The organism is Rhizobium rosettiformans W3 (assembly GCF_004912135.1).
Classification (GTDB): domain Bacteria; phylum Pseudomonadota; class Alphaproteobacteria; order Rhizobiales; family Rhizobiaceae; genus Allorhizobium; species Allorhizobium rosettiformans.
Genome location: NZ_STGU01000008.1, coordinates 227,504 through 250,455 on the forward strand (window position 1 = coordinate 227,504; position 22,952 = coordinate 250,455).

Genomic DNA, 22,952 nt, shown 5'->3' on the forward strand with positions numbered 1-22,952 from the left:
CTAGAGGCTTTGCAGGTACCGTTGACGGATATGCTCAACGATGAAAGCCGCATCGTCAGCCACACCCGCGATCAGACCAGAGGCACGGTTCCGCTGCCATGGACGTCCTACATAGTAGAGGCCGGCAACAGGCGAAATCCCGTTGGAGTGAATTGGGGCAGCCCGAGCATCAACTGCACCTTCGACTTCAATCCAAGGAAGCTCATCGGCATAGCCTGTCGCCCAAACTATGGATCTGATGTTCTCGCTCGATCCGTCGGCGAAACTTGCCCCGCGATCATGGATCGCAGCCAGTCTCGGCTTCAGGATTACCCCCAACCGCCTAAGTGAAGCATCGTCATTGCCACGAACAGGGAATGGATCCGCACGCCTCATCCTTCGCCCGATGATCCCCTGCGCCGATGCACGGAGAAGGCCGAGCTGCCCCAGCCATACCCACAAACTGCGTCCGAGGATCTTCTCCGGTAAAAGTCTGCGCTTTCGCCCGCGTGCAAGCAGCACCTGTTGAAACCCAGCCAACGCGATTGCCACGTCCCTTCCACTCGCGCCATCTCCGACAACAAGAACAGGGCCTTTCGCCACCGAGCCCGGATTGCGGAACTCAGTTACGTGCATCTGCTGAATGTCGGCCGGGAGCAATTTCGACAATCCAGGAATTCGCGGTGTTGAAAATGCCCCCGCGGCAACGATGACAATATGACTTGTGAGACGATCGCCGTCTTGCGTTGACGCCACGAAGAGACTGCCTGCCTTCTCAAGTCGAACGACCTTCTTCGAACTGATGACCGGAAGTTTATGGAAGGAAGCATACCGCCGCAGATAGTCAGCAAACTCATCCTTTCCAGCATAGCCATTTGCATCACCAACCAGGGGCATATCCGAGAGCGCACTGATGCTGCGAGGTGTAAAAAGTGTGAGGCTGTCATATCTGTTGCGCCAGCTGTCGCCGATTTTTGTGCCAGCATCGACAATCAAGAAGCTCAGGCCCTGCCTCTTCAAGGCATATGCCGCAGCGAGCCCGGCTTGACCCGCCCCTATAATCAGGATGTTGGTCCGCATTGTATTCCTCTCAAGCAAGATCGTCGTTATCCATCAACGGCTGGGGAGGTTACGGTTACATTGGGCTCAGGCCTTGCCTCTCGACCAATATGCGAGAAGCTCAAGAGAAACACCGCCACAACGAAAATCGTGAGCACTGCCAACACAATCCAGTTATTGCGTCGTATCTTCTTAATCCGCTCATCGGGCTGGGCCATAATTCAATCTCCTGCCGCACTTGGGGCGGTCACCCCGTCGCCGGACCTGGCCTTCTTCTTCTGGAAGGGGTCAGCCAGCGCCGCATCTGGTCTGCTAACCGGATATTTTGTGCCCGAGATGCGAGCCGCAAGTCGGTCCGGACCCTCTTTCTTAAGGAGTGCGCGGAAACTTGGATGCATCCCGCCATCCACATAGGACGACACCGTGGAGCCGCCGGCCTGTTGAAGCGCAGCCTCAAGCCTTTGGTTTTCTTCGGCCATGCGGGCCATCAGTGCGGGATCAGGAGAAGCGACGCTTGCGGGGCAAGCCTCCAGTGGGTAACGGGGCTCTCCGCCCACGAACTCTTTGTTGAACATGTAGCGGCGGCCACACACCGAGACTTTTGGTTGCTGACGGGTCAGTTCGAAAAGGTCGTATCCCTCCTTCAGAGTCCGCCAGAACGACAGGTTTTGATTGTCCTTGTGCAGCGCCATGTTTTCCGTCGTCATCCGGAAAGGATAGGCCTGGACCTGGAACCGCTCCTGTCCCGATGAAAGTGCCTTGGCGACGATTGCATATATCTCACCGACGCCCTGGTCTGTCAGCGCAAAGCAACCGGAAGAGGAGCAAGCACCGTGGACCATCAGCGCCTCGCCGGTATAGCCGAGTGCCGACTCAAGCCTGTTTGGATAGCCCAGGTTGAAAGATACATAGTACTGCGATTTAGGATTCAGCATGCCTTTCGAGACATGGTAAAATCCTTCGGGCGCTTGGCGATCACCGTCCTTAAGCTTGGGGCCTAGCTTCCCGGACCACCTGCACATCGGATATGTCTTGAGCAGTGCGTAGCGTCCACTTCGGTCAATCTTCCAGACCTCGAGCTCGCTTTCCTGCTTGAAGATCCTGATCAGGACGGGGCTTTCCGCTGCCATCCCCTTCTTTGCCATCTCTGCCAGCATCTTGCTCGACAGTTCGGGTGCCCTGCTGGACAGGTCGTCCAGCCCCATGTCTGAAACACATCCGGATAGGGAGACAGCTATAAGGGCTCCAATGCAGGCATTCCGCGCGATCAGAAGTGCTCGTTCATTCAAATTCTGAAACCAATTCATTTCGTCACTCTTCGCGCTTTCAATGAAACCCTGCCGACATCACCCAAAAGGTGCCGAGCGCACCACGGCAGCCGGCAATACAGGAAGGGGGCACGACCGCACGACGCCGCATCGAACAAATCCTTGGCCGCCGGTACAGATATAGGACCTCAAGTAACTAGAGCTACAAGGGGCAGCCCCAGGAAAAGCTGAACGCTCCTCCCACCCAACCATCTACTCATCTTTGGGTACGGGGCCAGGCACAACATCGAGCAGAGATTTATCAACCAGGGGGGTTACCTTCATTGGGTTTGCTCCGGAGGTGCGCATCCGCTCCAGATCTGCTGCAGTGAGGTAATCGAGTTTGGTGATCAGAGTTTTATAGTAGGCTTGCAGACCAATCCGCTTGTTCATCCGCTCCACCAGATCTAACCTCAGAGTGTCAGCTGCGAATTCGGGATCAGTGAGAACCGGTCCCGACACCAGTGTCGCGATCAATTCGTCCGTCAGTTCTGCCTCCGGGCTGGGGCTAGCACGCAGTGCCTCGTCATTTGCGGTCAACGTCACTTCCGCAACGACGTAACCGTCCACCTTTTTCTCCCGAATGATCGGGACGGTCACCATCGCCGATTTGACCACCTCATGTTCGGTGAGCCCGGGAGACTGCGCCTCAACCTGTTTGGGCGCCGGGGCCCACTGGAAACCAGCGTAGACAGCAACCAGGCACACCAAGACACACCACGCTCCGGAGAATGCAATCTTCCACATTTACTGATCTCCATGAGGATCAACCGGAGCTACGCCGGGGTCCTCCACGGATCGATGTCCTGTCATCGCATTCAGGCGTGATTGGACAGTGCTCGATCCTTTAGTCGATGAGAGCCGCTTTCAAGCCGCGTGTTGGACATAGTCCAACACAGCAGACACTTGTTGACGATCTCCGGGCGGTTTTAACGGTAAGATCAGGCTCGGGGAGGAGGATCAAGGGGATCAATGCCTGCAAAGACACGGAACCGATTTGGTGAAACTCTGTAGGCAGAGAACATTCGTTCCGAAATTGCAGCGCTTTCCTGCAGGCAAGCCAGAAGCTCGTGAGAATGCTCGACCAGATGCTGGCATTTCGCGTGGGCACCAGCAGACACAGTCCCTTGATGGACGGTTCTGGATATCGTCGCCCCGGAAATGACATTCCGTGCGACTGATCCATGCGGACCCGCAATGGCGACTGCCAACAGCAGTGCCACACACAAAATCCGAATCGATTTTCCGAGCCGCGACATCATCACACGTCACACTCAACCTGTTTGAGATTGCCTGAAGCTGGTGCACACGCACCGCCGCACGATGGAGGACGCAGACAATAAGAATTGATTTCCCCGTATGTGACCATAGCCTCTAGAGTCGAGAAATGATCGGTTCAGTCGCACGTATCGCAAAAAAACTTGGCATGATCGCTGCGTTTTCGCTGGTGGGATTTGTGTTCGTCAAGGTTGTTTTTGCCGTCGTTTGCTGGGGCATAGGACATGACTCCTTCGAGGCCATCGCGGGCATCGTCTCATCCATCGGCCTTGGGGGCTGGATCGGCATAGAGGCCTATCTGTCGTTCACAAGCTGGCGATCTCATAAAAAAGTGCCTTAATTCGACACAGGCCGATAAAATTGCACTGAATTTCTTTGCGTGATGATCGTGTTCGATCCGCATAACTCGTCCCAAGACACAGGGACGACTTATGACCTCCAGATTTTTGCTCGCAATTCTCGCCATAACGATCATTTCGACAGGCGCTGCCTGGAAACCAAAGGGGGCAACGTTGCATTCTATGCCTGTCGCCGGAGCGACGTCACAACCGATAGGCCACTTTGAATTTTGCAAAAGATACAAGAAAGAGTGCCAGCCGATCGCTGCAGACCGCGCACGCCTGAAGCTCACAGAGGAACTCTGGAATAGCCTCGTTGAGGTCAATCAGGTCGTTAATACAATCCCTGCCATCGAGGACATCGAAATCTATGGTGTCGAGGAATTCTGGAACTATCCGACCACCGCAGCCGACTGCGAGGACTTTGTTCTTCTAAAACGCAAGCTTCTGATGAGACGCGGGATCTCGGCCTCCAACCTGCTGATCACTGTCGTACTCCAGCCGGACGGATCCGGGCATGCTGTGTTGACGGTGCGGTCACAGATGGGCGACTTCATTCTCGACAACTTGCGTGCTGAAATCAGAAATTGGTCTGAAACAGAATATACCTATCTCAAGCGTCAGGATTCTCGCAATCCTGGCAAATGGGTGAAGATCAAGGACGGTCGAGACACAACGGCGGTCAGCGGTATTCGCTAATCTGACGAACCAATTTGGACCGGCCGACCTTGCTGCAGTCAGTCGGGATACGTGGCGAGGTGAAACTTGGCAATGATTGGCCCCCTAGCTCAGATGATGAGCCCCGCCCGCCACTAAACTTTCCTTGATGAAGCAACTGACGCCCAAGTTTGCGCTTGAAGCTCTAGTTGCTAGAGGCCGTATGGCAAAAACCCTGTGAGCGTGAAACCCGCTCGCGGCCAATCTGCCAAAATCGTAGCGAATGTAAGAGCGTGCTCAGTCTGGAACCGAAAATGCTGTTCTCGAAAAAAGCCATGTTCAGGCTTACCGTCATCGTCCTCGGGGTTACCGCAATCTGCGGTATCGATCTGTCCGTCAAATTCGTCATGGCGGAGCTTCTGGCAACCCCGACTGGAACAATCGAGTTGACCTCTTTTTTCAACCTGAAACTCACCTATAACACGGGCGTTAGCTTCGGGTTATTTTCGGACACCATCGTGTCAGCGCCCCGTTTGTTCGCCACACTTCAAGGGGGCATCGTTGTCGGACTGGTGATCTGGGCAGTATTCGCCAACAGTGTCCTCGAGAGAATGGCCATCACGGCAATGGCTGGGGGTGCGAGCGGAAATGTGGTTGATCGTTTGATGAACTTGAGGGTTACCGACTATCTGGATTTCCACGCGTCCGGGTGGTCATGGCCTGCCTTCAATATTGCGGATGTGTTCATCGTTTGCGGTGCCATTGCTCTTGTGGCGGCGTCGGTAGTTCAGACCAAAAACGAGCATGCGTCCACGAACTCCTGACGGTGTGCGGCGCAAGGAAAAGGCAAAGCGTCAACTCTCAGTTTTGTGGTGGCCTTCATTCGCGATTTGGTTCTCCATGGTGATGATTGGTTTCTGCGGCATCTGGAGCAAGAATATCAAGCGGGACAGCACGCGCGGTACCGTCATCGAATTTTAGTGTCATCGTTGCGGCTTTCGGAGGACCCGAGTTACGCACCAGTGAAATGAAAACCGTGTCCTGTCCCATGTCCAGTTCCGCCTTTCGAGGGATCACAAGGTAGGTGTCCGACAGCGGCACTTGTTCGAATCCCTTTGATTTAGCCATTGGACTCTCGAGCGTGGCAGCCGAGTACCCCGTGACCTTGACAGAGACAATCGCCAAATCATCGCCCGTTCCGTTGTAGACGGTGACATATGCGGTGTCCGTGACACCATCCGACGCCAGCACCAATTCGGCATGTTCGACAGTTAAAGCGTCGTAGTTGATTTGATGAGGTTGATTTGTCACGTTAGCCAAGACGCCGCTTTGACCGGCGAAAAGAAATGCAGTGGCTGCCACACACCAACGTTTTGCTTGATTTGCCATTTATAAATCCTCACATGTGCCGAGCCATTGCTTACATACCTCTCGGTTGTCCGAGGGTTCAGGTTCGCGTGATGGGCTAATTTGTCGCGGCCTGCACCTGCCGCGTCTGGAGAGGGAGGTAGCATGCTCACCATTGGAGATCTGTCCAGGACCACGGGTGTCAAGGTACCAACGATCAGATATTATGAACAGATGGGGCTGCTCTCACCGCCGGAACGTTCCGAGGGCAATCAGCGACGCTACTCGAAGACCGAGCAAGAACGCCTCTCATTCATTCGGCATGCTCGCGACCTTGGACTGACGATCGAAGCTATTCGCGAGCTTATAGAGTTGAGCCAGCATCCTGAAAAGCCTTGTGCAGAGGCCGACAAGATAGCTGCCGAACAGCTTGTTACAATCCGACAGAAGATCGAGAGGTTGAAGAAGCTGGAAGCCGAGCTGGAACGGATCTCAACACACTGCCATTCAAATCAAGTGCGCGATTGCTATGTGATTAGGGCCTTGGCAAACCATGATATGTGCACCACCGACCACGACTGACTCTAGCATTTCACTGCCCAAATAGTGAGTACACGGCGATCCCAGTTGGTACCGATCTGAATGATCGGGCGATTGGTGGCGAGCTCCAAGTCGCACAGATCGTCCAGACCAAGAGACTGCATGATGCGTCACAGTCGCCAAGTTCGTGAGGGCTACGTCAGGCGGCCCGCCAGCTCGCGGAGTGCTTCAAAGTCCTCCGGAAATATTGGGCTGCTCGTTGCGAGTGCGTCACGATACGAAATCGACCAACAGCTTCAGGTTCAGCAAAGCGATCACGATTGCGATGATCCAGGCAAACGCCGACAGCCATAGAGGTGCCTTCATCTCTCCCATCTTATCAGCGTCGGCTGTGAACATCACCAGCGGGAAAACCGCAAAGGACAGTTGGAGACTAAGCACGACCTGGGTCAAGATCAGAAGCTGGGCAGTGCCGCTGTCTCCGAAAGCTATCGTGACCCCTGCTGCGGGTATGATGGCGATCCCCCGGGTGATCAGACGGCGAAGCCAAGGTGCAAGCTGGATCTTCAGGAACCCCTCCATCACGATCTGACCCGCAAGCGTCGCCGTCACCGTTGAATTGATACCGCAGCACAACAGGGCGATCCCGAACAATGTCGGTGCGACAGCCAAACCGAGCAACGGGGCCAGCAGACTATGAGCCTCACCCAGTTCTGCGACCGAAGTCCGCCCGGTTTCGTGGAACGTCGCGGCCGCGAGAATGAGGATGGAGGCATTGACGAGCAGAGCGAACATCAAGGCGACGGTAGAATCGATCGTCGCAAATTTCAGAGCCTCGCGCTTTTCAGGCAGCGTATCGCCAAAGTCCCGCGTCTGCACGATGCCGGAGTGGAGGTAGAGATTGTGCGGCATGACGGTCGCACCGAGTATTCCGAGCGCCAGATAGAGCATGTCAGGATTGGTGACGATCTCTGTCGTTGGAGCGAAGCCGAGGATCACTTGACCCCAGTCCGGATCAGCAAGAGCGATCTGGACTGCGAAGCAGACGGCGATAACACCGAGCAAAGTTATGACAAGCGCTTCGACCCAACGGAAGCCAAGCTTTTGCAGGTAGAGGATCAAGAATACGTCGAGAGCAGTGATGACCACCCCCAACTCGAGCGGAATTCCGAAAATGAGGTTCAGGCCGATTGCAGTGCCGATCACCTCAGCGATATCAGTCGCAATAATCGCAATTTCGGCGAGCAGCCACAGCACCATGGCGACCGGTTTGGGGTAAGCATCACGACAGGCCTGCGCCAGGTCGCGCCCCGAAGCGATGGCAAGGCGCGCGCATAGAGACTGAAGGACGATCGCCATGATGTTTGAAATCAGGGCCACCGTGAGCAGCGCATAGCCGAAGCGCGATCCCCCGGCCAGAGATGTCGCCCAATTGCCTGGATCCATGTACCCGACTGCGACAAGATAGCCGGGGCCGAAGAACGCCATCGCCCTTCGGAAAGTGCCAGCTCCTGACGCGACCTTTATCGACCGGTGCACATCCGAAAGGGATGCCTCGCCAACCGTTCGCTGCCATCCCCTCACCGGTCTGTCCATCGTCTCACCGTACTTTCAAAGCCCGCCCCTATTTGCAATTGCAAATCATTCTCATAAAGGGGCTGTACACGCAAGCGGGATCGTTCAGATCCTCACCAATTGGGATCTATTAGGGCTTTGTTGACCATAATCGGATTTACTGATGGCGATCCGTGGGTGGCAGCAATGTTCGCCAGACCCGTACTCAGAGAGCCGTCAAGTGTGGAGTAACCAGTGAGCGAGTTGCCAGCTTGCGTCAGACCCTGTCCAGCCGCAGCCTTCCTATCTGGGTTCATGCGGTGCGTGGGGACGGCTACAATCGCAGTGATGCTCGCAGTGGTACTGCTGGTGGGTTCGTCGTCACTTGCGACAGCCGCGACGGACAGATCGCTGAAACTGTTTTTCACACACACTGGGGAACGTGCGACAATTACATTCAAGCGGGGCGGGAAGTTCGATGGCCGTGGCCTTGGTCAGATCAACCGTTTCCTGCGTGACTGGCGCAAGAACGAGCCAGCGAATATCGATCCCCGTCTACTCGATCTTGTGTGGGAAGTTTACCAGCGCAGCGGATCAAACGATTATATCCATATAGTCTCGGCCTATCGCTCCCCGGGGACAAACAAGATGCTCCGAGGGAGATCGAGGGATAGTGGGGTCGCAAAAAACAGCCAACACACCCTCGGCAAGGCGATGGATTTTTACATTCCGGGCGTCAAACTGGCCAAGCTGCGATCACTTGCAATGCAGATGCAAGTTGGTGGAGTGGGGTACTATCCCGCATCGGGATCTCCGTTTGTCCATCTTGATGTCGGCAATGTCCGTGCATGGCCCCGCATGACGCGCAAAGAGCTGGCTCGGATCTTTCCCAATGGAAAAACAATGCACCTTCCCTCTGATGGCCGCCCTCTCCCCGGCTACGATTTGGCAGTCGCCGACTATCGTCGGCGCGTCGGCGCAAAATCGATCGAGATAGCTTCCAGTGCTGGAGATGACGACAGTAATTTCGCTTCCGCTTCGTCAAACAGGAGCAGCCTGGTCACCGCAATGCTACCGACTGGACGGAGCCGAGCGGAGGACGCTCTCGAACTTCAGACAAGCCGACCAGCCATGGTCGGCGAACAAAGGTCGGAGTTCACTGATTTAAGCTTTCTGGCAATTCCTGTACCGGCCGCTCGCCCTACTTCCGAAATGGAGACACCTGAGGTCGAGGTTGCCTCACTTGGCCCGATCACGGATCGCACGCAGACTGATAGTTTCCGCCCTTCCGCCATCCTTGATCTGCCGGCGCCGGCAGCCTTGATCGCGCGATTTCCGATCACTGCAGCAGACAGAGATGCTGACGAGGAGGCTGATGGTCACGAAACGCTCATGACATGGGCACTTTCGGCTCCGGAGGCCTCAACAGGATTGACAGCGCCCCTCATATCTGCCCGACTATTTGCAATCAGGACTACCCAGATTTCCCCCTAAATCAAGGGTCGGAGCCGTTGTGCTAGGCTGCAACAAACGTCTCGCACGTCGATGCTCGAATCTTCGGCTGTGCTTCAGCTTTTAGCAGGGGCCGGCATTTCCAAATCGTTTGAACAGCCTGTCGCGTCATCAAAGGCGGCGGCGATTGCTGCCAGATCTTCCGGTTTGGCATTGAAGCGTAGACCGTGAAACTCGCCGTCTGAGCCAGCTCCACCTTCCATGGAAAAGCCAGAAAATTCGCCTTTCTGCTTTTCTGCGTCACTAACTGGACTGAGAATGAGGGTCACCTGGGCGCCGATTGCCCGACCCCGCATTCCGGAGACCGTGGTTGGCCCTTTGCTGTCCAGAACGGATATCTGGATGAGATGACCCGCCTCGACCTTGCGAAGAGATTCGGCAACACGCAGCGCGGTCCGAATACGGACCTGTTCATCCACGGGCTCTGTGACAATGAACTGCCGGATCCAGATGCCGTCGCGATCCCGCGCCTTGGCGGTGGCGACTGTCTGACAATCGGCACCGCTCTTCTCGGCCGATAGGCCCAAAAGCTCTTCCGGACCATAGTAGACTGCCGCCGCACCACCGGCACCGCCGACGCAAAGTGCTCCGAATAAAACCGCCAAGCTGATCCTTAAGATGCGCCGTCTTCGTTCCTGCATGGAGAGAACCTTCGGTGGGAGCCTATGCCCAGATCTAACCACCGAAGTCTTGAAACCGAATGAAGCAAAAAGGTTAATCGAGGCCACCTACAGAACACCGCCCTGCAGCCAACCCGCGTTTACTGAGGATCATGGGGTATGCCCGACGTGGTCATCCGAACTTGCTGCTGCACCCTTCTGGACGACGAACTCAACTTCCACGGGCCCTGCTTTCTCGAACTGCAGCGTTGCCTTGAACTTCTCGCCCTCCGCAGGATACCATGTCGGCTTCTCAAACATGATGTGCATGGCACGAGGTTCCAGCTTCACAGTGGAGCCGGCGCTGATTGTGATGCCCTCCTTGACAGGTCGCATGCGCGCCACCCCGTCGATGACAGACGATACGTGGATTTCCAACCGCTCGGCGACCGGACTGCTTCCTCCAAGAAGGCGATCATCCGTTGTGCCCGTGTTGACGATCGTCAAATACCCGCCGAGAACCGGCGCAACCGCGGGAGCTTTTTGGGACCATGGATGCTTTATCTCCAAGCTACCGACCGTGAAATCATGAGACGATGCGGGACCGGAAGACGCAGTCACGCACGTCAAAGCAAAGAGACCAAAAGCCAGCAGTTTTTGAAATGGCACTGTAAATTCTCCGTATCGTTTGTGGGACACAATTATCAGATCCGAAACCGTCATCTCTCGATGAGGTCTGAACAGGTTGGCATGACGACAAGTTGAAAGGGACCTGGAACGCCGGTGGCGCCGCGTTCAGCGAATGGGACGTAACAACCGCAACGCATTCATGGTTACAAGGACTGTCGCACCCGTATCGGCAAGAATTGCAGGCCACAGGCCCGTGATGCCCATGATAGTCGTCACCAAAAACACCGCTTTCAAACCCAGAGCGATGGTGATGTTCTGGAAAATGTTGCGCATGGTCCGTTTCGAGAGATCGATCATAAGGGCGACATCAGCCACCCTGCCGTGGAGAACGGCGGCGTCAGCCGTCTCCAAAGCCACGTCTGTTCCACCACCCATCGCGATCCCGACATCAGCAGCCGCTAACGCTGGCGCGTCGTTGATCCCATCGCCGATCTTGCCGACAACATAGCCCTCTTTTTTCAGTTCGCCTACGATCCGCTGCTTGTCTTCAGGCATCAGCTCCGCACGGACCTCGATGCCGAGTTGCGCACCGATGGCGGTGGCGGTCCGCTTGTTGTCGCCTGTCAGCATGATCGTCTTTATGCCTGCATCCGTCAGGGCCTTGAGGCCCGCAACAGCATCGGCTCTAGGCTCGTCGCGCATGGCAATGGCACCAGCGAGAACATCGCCAATAACCAGTACAGACACGGTCTTTCCTTCATCGTTGAGAGACGTGATCTTCTCCAAGTGAGCAACTGGAACCGGAACTCGCTCTGCTGCAGCCCTGGGCGAGCCAAAAAAGACCTCAACGCCGTCCACGATGGCGGAAACACCCTTGCCGCCGAGAGCCTTCGCATCGGTCCCCGTGGGAGGTACGATGCCTTCCTCCTTGGCCTTGCTTAAGATCGCAAGGGCGAGAGGATGGCTGGATCCCACTTCAAGCGCTGCGGCAAACCGAAGGACGTCCTCACTTTCCCGACCGAACGGGACCACATCAGTCACCTGCGGTTTGCCTTCGGTGAGCGTGCCAGTCTTGTCGAAAGCAATGGCCGTAAGCTCGCCAAGACCTTCTAGAACGGCGCCGCCTTTGAGGAGCAGGCCGCGGCGTGCGCCCGACGACAGTGATGCAGCGATCGCAGCCGGGGTCGAAATGACAAGTGCGCATGGGCATCCGATCAGCAGCACGGCAAGCCCCTTGTAAACCCACTCACTCCATATTCCATCCGCAAACAGCGGGGGAATGACTGCCACCAAAGCGGCACCGACAACCACGCCAGGAGTGTAGTATTTGGCGAACCGGTCAATAAAGCGTTCGGTCGGAGCCTTTGATTCCTGCGCTTCCTCGACGAGGCGAACGACACGGGCGATAGTGTTGTCTGCTGATGCTGCCGTGACCCTGATACGCAGAACCGCATCACCATTTACGGTGCCTGCAAAAACAGTGTCGTCGACGGCCTTTCGAACAGGCACGCTTTCCCCGGTCACGGGCGCTTCGTCGATCGCGCTTTCGCCTGCAACGATGACGCCATCGGCGGAGATCCGGTCACCAGGGCGGACCAGTATGATTGAACCAACCGCAAGAGTTTCGGCTGGCACCTCGCGAGTCTCGCTGCCTTCCTCCAATAACGCCGTCTTTGGAACGAGCGCCGTAAGGGACTTGATGCTGTCGCGCGCCTTTCCGGCGGCAACGCCTTCAAGCAGTTCGCCAACCAGGAAAAGGAAGACGACCGCAGCGGCCTCTTCGGTCGCGTCAATGACCAGTGCGCCAGCAGCGGCGATCGTCATCAGCATCTCGATGGAGAATGGCGTGCCAGCCAGTGCGGCCATGATAGCCCTTCGGGCGATCGGCACGAGGCCGACAAGCATTGCAATCGTGTAGGCATATGTTTCGATCGCTGGGAACATGTACCCAATGCCATACGCGACAGCTAGTGATCCACCCGCGAGGATCGTCAGACGCCCCTTCTTAGTCCCCCACCAAGGACCTTCGGAAGATCCGTGATCGTGACCGTGGAGTCCCTCAACTTTGTCCAGCGCCGCGCTTTTCGATCCATGGTCGTGTCCAGCGTGGGCATTGTCAGAACCCTCTTGGGTCGTGGACGATGCGCGCCCGTCCGTTCCTGGCATGGGAACGATCGTGTACCCGAGACCGGAGACCCGTTTTTCTATCGCTTTGATATCCGCTGACTGCCGATGTTTGACCGTCATGGTTCCGGCCGTGACCGACACGGAGACGTCATCGACAGCGTCCATCCGTCTGATGGCCGTGTCAATCTTGGAAGCACATGACGCGCAATCCATTCCGCCGATACGGAAACGTGCCTGCAGGATAGGGGGTGCCACATCATCTGAAGGCGCGACGCGATCGGGCTCATGATCATGCCCAGTGCAATGAGCTGCATGATCCGAATGATCATCATGACTGGACTGTCCGTGCGGCTCTCCATGTAGGTGATCGTGCGTGCAATCCGGTCCGTGTTTATGGACGGGTTTCACAACGGTTTTGGAAATCGTTGAGATGAGGGAGGCTTGATAGCCTAGGCCCGACAGCTTGTGGCGAATCGTGTCCAGAGCGCTGATTTCTGTGTGCTCGACTGTCATTGTGCCGGCGGTGACAGATACGGACACCTCTTGAATGCCCGGAATACGTCTCACGGCGGTGTCGATCTTGTTTGCACACGAGGCGCAATCCATTCCGGCTACCCGGAAACGAGTTTGTAACGAGTCGCTCACTGGAAATCCTCACATTGTGAAAGATTAACCGTACGACCTCTAGCCACTAGAGGTGCAAGCAAAAAGTTGCGGATCGGCGTGAGCTATTACTTGCGTCTTGCTGGGGTCGGAAAGGTTAAATGCTGCGCCTCGGGTACCCCAGCGACCCGACAAACTCATTATCCATCGCTGACGGATCCTCCCAAATGACCATTGAGCTTTCATCTAACGAAGAGCCCAAATGTAAAACAAATGGCCCTGCTGCCTATCAGCTCCAGCCGCCGCCTATTGTCCGGTAGAAAATATGCGAACCAATCTGTGTCATGCGCTGCATGGAACGGGCCCAGGAAGGGTTTACGTAGGTCGCATTATAATGAGTGGACGAAGCGACTTCGGCAAGAAATATCTTGCCGGCAGAGACCGCCATCGCGACGTCTTTCGCAAGCCGAAACGCTCTTCGGTCGATAATCAAATCGGCGATACCGTCACAGGCAAATGAGAACTGACACCTGTTGAACCAGTTCTCATTTTGGTACACTACTCCGCAGATGCTGCCGGGATAGCTGGGGTTGCGCACCCGATTTAAAATCACCTGGGCGACCGCAGCCTGCCCTTTCACCTCTTCACCGCGCGCTTCAAAGTAAATTCCGGTCGCCAAGCATTTTTGTTCAGTAGGCGAGAAAACCGATGCTGGGAGAGGCCGGCTCATCCAAGCATGGTCACCTTCCGTCACCGGGGGAACAAAGCGACCTGTGTTTGTTTCGATTCCAAGCACTGCGTCAAAAGCACCCTCTGGAGCATGGTAAGCGTCCGTTGGGGTGTAAGCCGTAGCAAGAACATCAGCGGAATCATTTGTGACGAGGGCAGCGAGAACAGGCGGGACACCGGCGAATCGGTCATCTTCGGGACTATGACGCGCTGAAGCGTTTCCTGTTATAAAATACTCGAAGCTTTGCCTGAGCTCCCCGAATTCCAACTGCGACGCCGATTGCAGCGGCACGAAGCCAGGTTGGCCGAGCAGTATCCCGGCTGATAGCCCTGCGGTATCCTTGCGCGGCAGCCTTGAGGTTTTCGTCAGAACCGCCGATGTCGCAGAAACAAACTCGTGGGTACCCCGCAGCTTAATCCTAGCGCCTTTTTTACTATAGTCCTCGCTACCGTCGGGAAATGCAAAACGATCCGCGGACTGGGTCGGTCGAGGTTCCACCCTCGCCTCCATTTGCGTCCTGCTTGATTCATAGAAGGGTGGCGGAGACGCAAAACCGAACACTATCCACGACACGAAAAACAAAGCCAATGCTGGGTGCTTAGGGCACACGGCTGTTCGCATCCTTGCTTCTCCAAATCCGGTTCAATGCGCGAAGAGGATGATTTATTAACCTTAACTGATTCTTAAAGCCAACTCCTCGTCGGCGTCACAATGTCTCAGCAAAGCAGCGACGTCGCCTCATGATCAGGAGAACGGACGGATTTGGGATCAGCATGATCGTTTGATCAACTTAAGCGTGATCATGGGCTTGTAGCTCTAGCGGGATGAGGTTCGAACATCCGTTTATTTGGAAACATGATGAGGATTGATCAATTGACGGAAACAATGCGCTTTCGACTGAGATCTATAGACGCGCTACGGGGGATGGCCATAGCGGGCGTTGTCGTGTTTCACTTGGTTTGGAATCTCGAGTTTGCAGGTCTTTTGCCCGTAGCCTTGTCAGACAACCCGATGTGGCTGATGTTCGGCCGCACGCTTGCCGGTACTTTTATGCTTCTAGTAGGTGTTAGCCTCGCTTTGGCACACGGGAATAAATTCCATTGGGGTCCGTTCTGTCGACGGATAACAGTCGTGTTGGTGGCAGCATTGACTATTACAGCGGCAACCAGGTTGGCATTTGCCGACAAGTTTATATATTTCGGCATATTGCATGCAATCGTGGCAGCATCTGTCTTAGCTGCGGCCTTTGTTAGACTGCCACCTTTGATCAGCGTCAGCGCGGGTGTTGTGACGTTAAGTCTTCCACTTCTTATTTCGGACCAGATTTTCAACTCCAGGTGGCTTGCATGGATTGGGTTTGCGGAAAGCCCACCTCCCAGCAATGACTATGTTCCGATTTTCCCATGGGTGGGGCTGACCCTGATTGGCCTTGGCCTCGCGAAGTCATGCATCGCTCGAGGATACGACGCACTACTAGCAAAAACAGAGCCCACGGGCCGGATTATGATAACACTCGGATGGCTGGGACGACATAGCCTGTCCATTTATCTCATACATCAGCCGATTTTACTTCCTGTGGTCCTAGGCGGCGCGCGGCTCCTCGAATAAGCATCAGACTTCACTTTGCAAGTGGAAATGGAAGTGGGCGAGATAAGGCTCTTTATTGCTTTAGCTGGAGAAGGCCTTTTTTCTGAAGAACCTTCAATACGCGTGTGTCGGTCGACGAGCCATTTTTCAACAGGTCAGATGCTTTGCTGAATTCCACATAAAGCATGCGATAACCAAACCACGGAGGGTGCGACACGGTTCGGTTAAGCCCATCCGTTGTTGCGTTCCTTTGCACAAGACGTTCGCCCTAAAAGCTCGGATGTGGCCCGACTCATGAGCCCGAGCCGGTATGATCGTGCAAATGTTCGCCATCTTCTAGATTAACCATGACATTCAGTGTTGCTCCGGCCACGATTGACTCCTTCCTCATCACATCATTAACCTTCTGTTAACAATGCAGCGCGAGCTGTCGTTAGCCGGGAGACTGCGATGTCAGTAAATTGGACCATCAGAAACGTGGTGTATGGCTTCATAGCACTCTCCATTTCAGCAGGCTCAGCCATCCCCGCTACCGCGGAAGCATCACTCTGGATGAAGACTGGCTCTGTGACGTCGCAACCCATAGGACACTACGAATTCTGCCTCCAGTACGTGGACGAATGCACCACTAAGTTTAGATCCGCGGCTCCTCCACAGCTGACCCAGCGGGGATGGCAGGTTATCCGCGAGATCAACTCTTCGGTCAACGCGTCCATTGCACCCATCACTGATGAGGACCTCTACGGCAAGGATGAGGTCTGGGTCTACCCCACCAACGCCGGCGATTGCGAAGACTACGCGCTGCTCAAGCGTCGCACACTTATCGAGCAGGGATTTTCGGCAGCTGACCTGCTCATGACGGTTCTCTTGAAACCGGATGGCGAAGGCCACGCAGTTGTTACCGTTCGGACATCTGAGGGCGACTTTATCCTCGACAACTTGGAGGAGCAGGTCCTCTTGTGGAGCAAAACACCCTACACATTCCTCAAGCGGCAAGCGTCGTTCAATAGCGGGCGTTGGGTTACAATCGAAAATGGTGAGGAACTCGCTGTCGGATCGGTCAAGGAATAAGCTTCGATCATTGCGGTCACGAAGAAAAACGGCAACGTCTTTTTGATGTTGGTTTTTTACCTCCTTGGCACGGACAATCTTTGTACCTTTATACGAAAGGTCGATGGTAAGCGACCAAGGTGCCCGCTCTTTGTTTCGCGCGTGCAGCGGCAGACAAACTGAGCAATCGACCCCATCGCTCCTGTGGCCAGTCAAGATGAAGGCGTGGCCGTCACCGTAGTGGCCTCTTCCTAATGGTGTCGTCGCCCGTTGGCGACGATCTATCCTTGATCTTGCAAATGGAGGTTCAACCATCAGCTAGATGCCGAAGAAGGCAAGCACGCTGGTCACACCGATCCTGGCCACCAACCACCGCGATGACTTGGATAGCAGACGCACCCGCAAGCCGCTGCCTGAAACGTCATGCTATCCTACGGTTAGACCTTTGGCCTCACGGCTTGGTAGAGGGTACCAATACCGTCCCTCCCAACGGATACGACGTCGTAAGAGGCGCTGGGGCTGTCTCCCATTCCCAACGACCCGGCAGGCATGCCCGGCACGGCCAGACCCGCGATATCAGGCTTCTCCGCGAGCAGTCTCGTCACCGCCTCAAGCGGCACATGACCCTCCAGGTAGTAGCCTGCGACCACGGCCGTGTGGCAGCCACGGAGGTCGGTCGGGACATTGAAACGGTCCTTCACGACCTCGATGTCGACTACCTCTTCGGCCTTCACCACAAACCCAGCATTTGTCATTGCCGCAGCCCACGCGTAACAACAGCCGCAGTTGGGGTCCTTATACACGATCATGCCTTCACCTGCCGCCAGCGCCGTTCCAGTGACGGGCAATGCTGCGACAGCGACCAGGGTGCAGAGGAATTTTCTTCGATTCATCGTCGTTCTCCTTCTCAAAAAGCTTCTGCCGTCACGGAAGCCGGAAACTGGTTCTCCTCGCGTGCTCTCTTCAATCCGTATCCCTTGACCAGCCCGTAGACGGCGGGAATCACGATCAACGTCAGCAACGTCGATGATACCATGCCGCCGATCATCGGCACCGCGATCCGCTGCATGATCTCCGAGCCGGCGCCCGTGCTCCAGAGGATAGGCACCAGTCCCGCCATGATCGCGACGACGGTCATCATCTTCGGCCGAACGCGCTCGACCGCCCCAACCATGATCGCTTTGTCGAGGTCTTCCTTTTCGAATGCCCTGCCCTCGGCCTTGGATTTGGCCTTCTCGTCCCTGAGCGCGTGGTCGAGATAGATCAGCATGATCACACCGGTTTCGGCCGCCACGCCTGCAAGCGCGATGAACCCGACCGCAACGGCGACGGAAGCGTTGAAGCCCAGCCACCACATCATCCAGATGCCGCCGACCAAAGCGAACGGCAGAGACAGCATGACGATCAGTGTTTCGGTCAATGCCTTAAAGTTCAGGTAGAGCAACAGGAAGATCAGCGCCAGCGTTAGCGGGACGACGATCATTAGCCGGTCCTTTGCCCGTTCCAGATATTCGAATTGCCCGCTCCATGCGACGGAATAGCCCGCGGGCATCTCGACGCTCGCCGCGACGGCTTCTTGGGCTTCGGCAACGTACCCCCCAAGGTCGCGGTTGGCGATGTCTACGAAGATGTAGACGGCGAGCTGGCCGTTCTCCGTCCTTATGGTCGTGGCACCGCGCGTGAGCTTGACTTCGGCGACCTCGCCCAACGGAACCGTGCCGCCACCGGGCAATGATACCTGGACGTCCCTCGCGATGGACTGGGGATCGCTTCGGAAAGCCCTTGGGTAACGGATGGCGACGCCATACCGCTCTCTTCCCTCCACCGTCGAGGTCACGACCTCGGATCCCAGGGCCATTCCGATGACATCCTGGACATCGTCGATCGAAAGCCCATAGCGCCCGAGCGCCATGCGATCAGGGATGATATCGAGATAGTATCCACCGATGACGCGCTCGGCGTAGGCACTCGACGTTCCCGGCACCGCCTTGAGAACGGTCTCTATATCGCGAGCGACCCTCTCCATCTCGTTCAGGTTTGTCCCGTAGACCTTGACGCCGACGGGCGTGCGTATTCCGGTCGAAAGCATGTCGATGCGGGCGCGGATGGGCATCGTCCAGGCGTTGGAGACACCGGGAAACTGAAGTGCCGCGTCCATCTCCTGTTTCAGACTGTCAGACGTGACGCCCGGCCGCCATTCGGACTTGGGTTTCAGGGTGATGATGGTCTCAAACATTTCCGTCGGAGCCGGATCGGTTGCCGTCAACGCCCTGCCCGCCTTGCCGAACACCGTCTCGACCTCGGGGAAAGATTTGATGATGCGGTCCTGCGTCTGCATCAGCTCCGCCGCCTTCGTCACCGACAGGCCGGGCAGCGTTGTTGGCATGTACATCAGCGTGCCCTCGTCGAGATCAGGCATGAACTCACTCCCGATATGCTGCACGGGCCAGACGGTCACCCCGAGGATCACGATGGCTGCCAGGATTGTCAGGCTCTTGGCCTTAAGGACGCCCGCGATGACCGGACGGTATATCCAGATCAGCAGTCTGTTCAGCGGGTTCTTGTGTTCTGGAACAATTCGGCCGCGGACGAACAGGATCATCAGTGCCGGAACAAGCGTGATGGACAGCAGCGCTGCCGCCGCCATCGCGAAGGTCTTGGTGAAGGCGAGGGGTCCGAACAGGCGGCCTTCTTGCGATTCAAGCGTAAAAATCGGCAGGAACGACACCGTGATGATCAGCAGGCTGAAGAAAAGCGCCGGGCCGACCTCGCTTGCCGCCTCGATCAGCACTTCGGCTCGAGGCTTGTCAGGAGGCGCGCGTTCCAGATGCTTGTGGGCGTTCTCGATCATGACGATGGCCGCGTCGATCATCGCACCGATAGCGATAGCTATCCCGCCGAGGCTCATGATGTTCGCTCCCAGACCTAGCGCCCGCATGGCCATGAAGGCGATGAGAATGCCGATCGGTAGCATGATGATGGCCACGAGCGCGCTTCGGACATGCAAAAGGAAGGCGATAGTCACCAGTGCAACCACGATCGATTCCTCGATCAACGTGACTTTCAAGGTCTCGATTGCCGCTTCGATGAGTTTCGAACGATCATAGACGGGCAGGATTTCGGTGCCAGCCGGGAGACTGCTTTGAACAACCGCCAGGCTTTCCTTGGCGTTCTCGATGACGGTGAGCGCGTTGGCTCCGTCGCGCTGAAGGACGATTCCGCTGGCGACCTCGCCCTCGCCGTTCAGCTCGGTGATGCCGCGCCGCTCGTCCGGAACCAGCTCTACCCTTGCGACGTCCGAGAGACGCAGCGCGACGCCGGCATTCGTTTTCAGGACAATGTTCTCGATGTCATTGATGCCCTGCAGATAGCCCTTGCCCCGAACCATAAACTCGAACTCGGATATCTCCACGGTGCGGCCGCCGACGTCGCGGTTGCTGGACCGGACTGCGTCGGCGATATCCGAAAGCGAGACTTTCTGAGCCTTCAGGCGGGCCGGGTCGACGACAATGGAATACTGCTTAACGAAGCCGCCGACGCTGGCCACCTCGGCCACGCCCTCGGACTTCGAGACGGCGAAGCGCACCACCCAGTCCTGAAGCGACCGAAGTTCGGCTAGCGACAGTTCCTTCGCGACGACGGCATACTGGTAGACCCAGCCGACGCCCGTAGCATCCGGGCCGAGACTTGGCGACACGCCGTCCGGCAGCCGGCTTGCGGCCGCGTTCAGATATTCAAGCACGCGGCTGCGCGCCCAGTAGGGATCGGTCCCGTCCTCGAAAATCACGTAGACGAACGAAACGCCGAAGAAAGAGAAGCCGCGGACCACCTTCGAGTTCGGCACGGTCAACATGGAGGTCGTCAGCGGATAGGTGACCTGGTCCTCGACCACTTGCGGAGCCTGTCCAGGATAGTCGGTGAAAACGATGACCTGGACGTCGGACAGATCGGGGATGGCATCCAATGGCAGCGTGCGTAGCGCGTAGATTCCGCCCGCGATCGACAGCGCCGCGCCAACGAAGATCAAGACGAGGTTGCGGGCTGACCATGAAATGATGTTGGCGATCATGGCTTCACCTCCTCCGGCGTCAGGGCGCTGAGCGCGGCGTTCAGATTGCTTTCAGCGTCCAGCAGGAAGTTGGCCGACACGACGACGCGGTCACCGGCGGCGATCCCTTCAGTGATCTCCGTCATTTCTTCTCCACGCACTCCCAGCCCGACATCCATCGGTTCGAACCTGCCCTCGCCCTTGTCGAGGAAGACGATCTGTCGGTCGCCCGTGTCGATGACCGAACTGTTGGGAACGGCGACGACTGGATTTCCGGCGCCGGCTTCGATCTCCACCTCGGCGTACATGTTGGACATCAGTTGCCCGTCCGGATTCGGAAGCTCGATCCTGACCTTCGTGGTCCGGGTCTGCATTTGAACCTCCGGATAAATGAGGTCGACCGTCCCCTTGAAAGTCGTGCCAGACAGATTCCGGACGGTCACCGAAACGACGGCTCCCTTGCGGACGGCACTGAGTTCGTATTCCGGCACGTCTGCGATCACCCAGACCTTCGAGACGTCGGCGATGCGGAAGAGGATGTCTCCCGCTTCGGCCATCATGCCGCTCACTGCCATCCGTTCGAGGACGACGCCGTCGCGAGGCGAGGTATACGCGATGCTTTGTGGTACCTTTCGTTCCGTCGCGATGCTGGTGATCGTTGCTGTCGGTACGCCAAGATTTTTCAAGCGAAGCGACGCGCCGGAGTTAGGGTCAGATTTTGCCCCGTTGCGCATCTCGGCTGCGTATTCCGCTCCGGCCGTTGCAATTTCTTTAGAATAGAAATGAAAGAGTCCTTCGCCCTTCGTTATCCTATCCCCTGTCGTGACGTCGGCGACGTCCTCGACGAATGCGTCGGCCCGCATCGAGATGATGCTGACCATGCGTTCATCGAGCGTGACAGTTCCCGGTACCCGGATCTTCCGGGTGACGGTCGTCACCTGCGCCAACGCCGTCTTCACACCCGTGCGCTGAAGCTTGCCGGGCGAAACCTTGACGGTTGAGCTGTCGCTGACGTCCCCGTCGTAGACAGGCAGGTAGTCCATGCCCATTGAATCCTTCTTCGGCACTTTGGAGGTGTCGGGAAGTCCCATGGGGTTCCGGTAGAACAGAACCTTGCGTTCCGTGGCTCCGTCCCCGCCTTCAGCCATCGGCGTTCCGGCTTCGGTTCCGTCGAAGCTGACGTCTTCGCTCGCCCGGACGGCCGTGAACGGCCGTCCGTCATCGGTGTTCTTCGGCTTGGCGGAATATTCGGCCAGGGCGTCGGGGTGGCTGTAGTAAATCACCGCCCCCGTTCCTTCGGGTTGAGGCACGGCTTCGGCCGCCATGCGCGTGTTGGCGATTAAGCGCTGCAACGCAGCCCCGACGTCATTCTTCCCCGCCCAGTAACCTGCCCCGCCGACGATCGCGGCGAGGGAGATTGCGGCAATGGTGCGCGAGGCGCTCACGGGACGGCCTTCAGGACGATTTCGCCCTTCACAGTCTCAGGCTCGCCCTGAACCTTGGCAGCGACCTGGAAGCGCCACCCGCCTTCCATCGAAAGGTTGGTTATGAAAGCGTAGACGCCAGGTTCCGTCGACGCCAACGGTTCAACGGTCGTGGTCATCATTTCCATTCCATCCGGAGCCATGTCCATGCGGGTGGTGAAGATGACGGCATCAGGAACTGTTTTGCCCGTCCGCTTGTCGACCAGCCGGACCAAGACTGCCGAACCCGGACCTTTTTTAATCTCGGTCTCGACGGCTTGAAATTCGTAGTCGTCGGCTCCGGCAACCAAAGCGGTGGCGGTGCCAAACAGCATAACGCCTGCGAGGACAACGGCCCTCGCGTCGAAAGTAAACTTGTTCATGTTCGATGTCTCGTCCTGACGGGTCTGCGACCTCGTCTTCAGTCAATATGGATCGCCGTCGGTACCGCGAAGACGTAAGGCTACGACTGTGCAGAACCGATAACGTGTTGAATGACCTGCAATCAGACTCGTGGAGGGCGGACGGGCGGGTAGACTAGCGA

At 56.7% G+C, this 22,952-nt stretch carries 20 protein-coding genes; 7 read left to right on the plus strand and 13 right to left on the minus strand.

What is annotated here, in order from left to right:
- The 3 genes from FAA86_RS15855 to FAA86_RS15865 form a co-directional block, all read right to left on the minus strand.
- Positions 1 to 1,059, minus strand: coding sequence for a flavin-containing monooxygenase (locus tag FAA86_RS15855; RefSeq protein ID WP_136542157.1), 1,059 nt, complete (start codon positions 1,057 to 1,059; stop codon positions 1 to 3).
- Between the two features lie 200 nt (positions 1,060 to 1,259).
- Positions 1,260 to 2,345, minus strand: coding sequence for a L,D-transpeptidase family protein (locus tag FAA86_RS15860; protein ID WP_210309960.1), 1,086 nt, complete (start codon positions 2,343 to 2,345; stop codon positions 1,260 to 1,262).
- Between the two features lie 213 nt (positions 2,346 to 2,558).
- Positions 2,559 to 3,092 carry a hypothetical protein gene (locus FAA86_RS15865; protein ID WP_136542159.1) on the minus strand — a complete coding sequence of 178 codons (534 nt, stop codon included), beginning with the start codon at positions 3,090 to 3,092 and terminating at the stop codon, positions 2,559 to 2,561.
- A gap of 640 nt (positions 3,093 to 3,732) precedes the next feature.
- Between FAA86_RS15865 and FAA86_RS15870 the strand changes: the two genes are divergently transcribed.
- The 3 genes from FAA86_RS15870 (at position 3,733) to lspA (ending at position 5,442) form a co-directional block, all read left to right on the plus strand.
- Positions 3,733 to 3,963 carry a hypothetical protein gene (locus FAA86_RS15870; protein ID WP_112828971.1) on the plus strand — a complete coding sequence of 77 codons (231 nt, stop codon included), beginning with the start codon at positions 3,733 to 3,735 and terminating at the stop codon, positions 3,961 to 3,963.
- 91 nt (positions 3,964 to 4,054) lie between these two features.
- A complete protein-coding gene (locus FAA86_RS15875; RefSeq protein ID WP_112831893.1) occupies positions 4,055 to 4,660 on the plus strand; it encodes a transglutaminase-like cysteine peptidase in 606 nt (201 codons plus the stop codon).
- Between the two features lie 272 nt (positions 4,661 to 4,932).
- On the plus strand, positions 4,933 to 5,442 hold the full coding sequence (gene lspA / locus FAA86_RS15880; protein ID WP_246035105.1) for a signal peptidase II: 510 nt from the start codon (positions 4,933 to 4,935) through the stop codon (positions 5,440 to 5,442).
- Between the two features lie 55 nt (positions 5,443 to 5,497).
- Here lspA and FAA86_RS15885 read toward each other — a convergent pair whose 3' ends face one another.
- The gene (locus tag FAA86_RS15885; protein ID WP_136542161.1) at positions 5,498 to 6,007 is read right to left on the minus strand and encodes a hypothetical protein; all 510 of its coding nucleotides are present in this window, start codon (positions 6,005 to 6,007) and stop codon (positions 5,498 to 5,500) included.
- Positions 6,008 to 6,130: 123 nt separating this feature from the next.
- On the opposite strand from FAA86_RS15885, the gene FAA86_RS15890 reads away from it, so the two are divergent.
- The gene (locus FAA86_RS15890) at positions 6,131 to 6,547 is read left to right on the plus strand and encodes a MerR family transcriptional regulator (RefSeq protein WP_136542163.1); all 417 of its coding nucleotides are present in this window, start codon (positions 6,131 to 6,133) and stop codon (positions 6,545 to 6,547) included.
- A 228-nt stretch (positions 6,548 to 6,775) separates the two neighbouring features.
- On the opposite strand, the gene FAA86_RS15895 is transcribed toward FAA86_RS15890, so the two are convergent.
- Positions 6,776 to 8,101 carry an Nramp family divalent metal transporter gene (locus FAA86_RS15895; protein ID WP_136542165.1) on the minus strand — a complete coding sequence of 442 codons (1,326 nt, stop codon included), beginning with the start codon at positions 8,099 to 8,101 and terminating at the stop codon, positions 6,776 to 6,778.
- A 306-nt stretch (positions 8,102 to 8,407) separates the two neighbouring features.
- Here FAA86_RS15895 and FAA86_RS15900 point away from each other — a divergent pair, with 306 nt between their 5' ends.
- Entirely contained in the window at positions 8,408 to 9,553 is a 1,146-nt protein-coding gene (locus FAA86_RS15900; protein ID WP_246035106.1) for a peptidoglycan L,D-endopeptidase MepK, read from the plus strand.
- Between the two features lie 74 nt (positions 9,554 to 9,627).
- Here the strand turns inward: FAA86_RS15900 and FAA86_RS15905 are convergent, their stop codons facing one another.
- The 4 genes from FAA86_RS15905 to FAA86_RS15920 all read right to left on the minus strand — a co-directional run bounded on the left by FAA86_RS15905 (position 9,628) and on the right by FAA86_RS15920 (position 14,770).
- Entirely contained in the window at positions 9,628 to 10,212 is a 585-nt protein-coding gene (locus FAA86_RS15905; protein ID WP_136542167.1) for a hypothetical protein, read from the minus strand.
- Positions 10,213 to 10,341: 129 nt separating this feature from the next.
- On the minus strand, positions 10,342 to 10,839 hold the full coding sequence (locus FAA86_RS15910; RefSeq protein ID WP_246035107.1) for a copper chaperone PCu(A)C: 498 nt from the start codon (positions 10,837 to 10,839) through the stop codon (positions 10,342 to 10,344).
- A gap of 126 nt (positions 10,840 to 10,965) precedes the next feature.
- Entirely contained in the window at positions 10,966 to 13,572 is a 2,607-nt protein-coding gene (locus FAA86_RS15915) for a heavy metal translocating P-type ATPase (RefSeq protein ID WP_136542171.1), read from the minus strand.
- A gap of 247 nt (positions 13,573 to 13,819) precedes the next feature.
- Positions 13,820 to 14,770, minus strand: coding sequence for a cell wall hydrolase (locus FAA86_RS15920; RefSeq protein WP_246035108.1), 951 nt, complete (start codon positions 14,768 to 14,770; stop codon positions 13,820 to 13,822).
- Between the two features lie 375 nt (positions 14,771 to 15,145).
- Between FAA86_RS15920 and FAA86_RS15925 the strand changes: the two genes are divergently transcribed.
- Complete coding sequence (locus FAA86_RS15925; protein ID WP_136542198.1) at positions 15,146 to 15,868, plus strand: heparan-alpha-glucosaminide N-acetyltransferase; 723 nt, start codon at positions 15,146 to 15,148, stop codon at positions 15,866 to 15,868.
- 429 nt (positions 15,869 to 16,297) lie between these two features.
- Positions 16,298 to 16,918 (plus strand): transglutaminase-like cysteine peptidase, encoded by a 621-nt coding sequence (locus FAA86_RS15930; protein WP_136542174.1) that lies wholly within the window; start codon positions 16,298 to 16,300, stop codon positions 16,916 to 16,918.
- A 416-nt stretch (positions 16,919 to 17,334) separates the two neighbouring features.
- Here FAA86_RS15930 and FAA86_RS15935 read toward each other — a convergent pair whose 3' ends face one another.
- The 4 genes from FAA86_RS15935 to FAA86_RS15950 are packed head-to-tail and all read right to left on the minus strand — an operon-like array spanning position 17,335 to position 22,791.
- Entirely contained in the window at positions 17,335 to 17,790 is a 456-nt protein-coding gene (locus tag FAA86_RS15935; protein WP_136542175.1) for a DUF411 domain-containing protein, read from the minus strand.
- Between the two features lie 14 nt (positions 17,791 to 17,804).
- Entirely contained in the window at positions 17,805 to 20,966 is a 3,162-nt protein-coding gene (locus FAA86_RS15940; RefSeq protein WP_136542176.1) for an efflux RND transporter permease subunit, read from the minus strand.
- Positions 20,963 to 22,390, minus strand: coding sequence for an efflux RND transporter periplasmic adaptor subunit (locus FAA86_RS15945; RefSeq protein WP_136542177.1), 1,428 nt, complete (start codon positions 22,388 to 22,390; stop codon positions 20,963 to 20,965). The genes FAA86_RS15940 and FAA86_RS15945 overlap by 4 nt, the downstream gene beginning before the upstream one ends.
- A complete protein-coding gene (locus FAA86_RS15950) occupies positions 22,387 to 22,791 on the minus strand; it encodes a FixH family protein (protein WP_136542178.1) in 405 nt (134 codons plus the stop codon). Before FAA86_RS15950 ends, FAA86_RS15945 begins: the two co-directional genes overlap by 4 nt.
- Positions 22,792 to 22,952 lie beyond the last annotated feature (161 nt).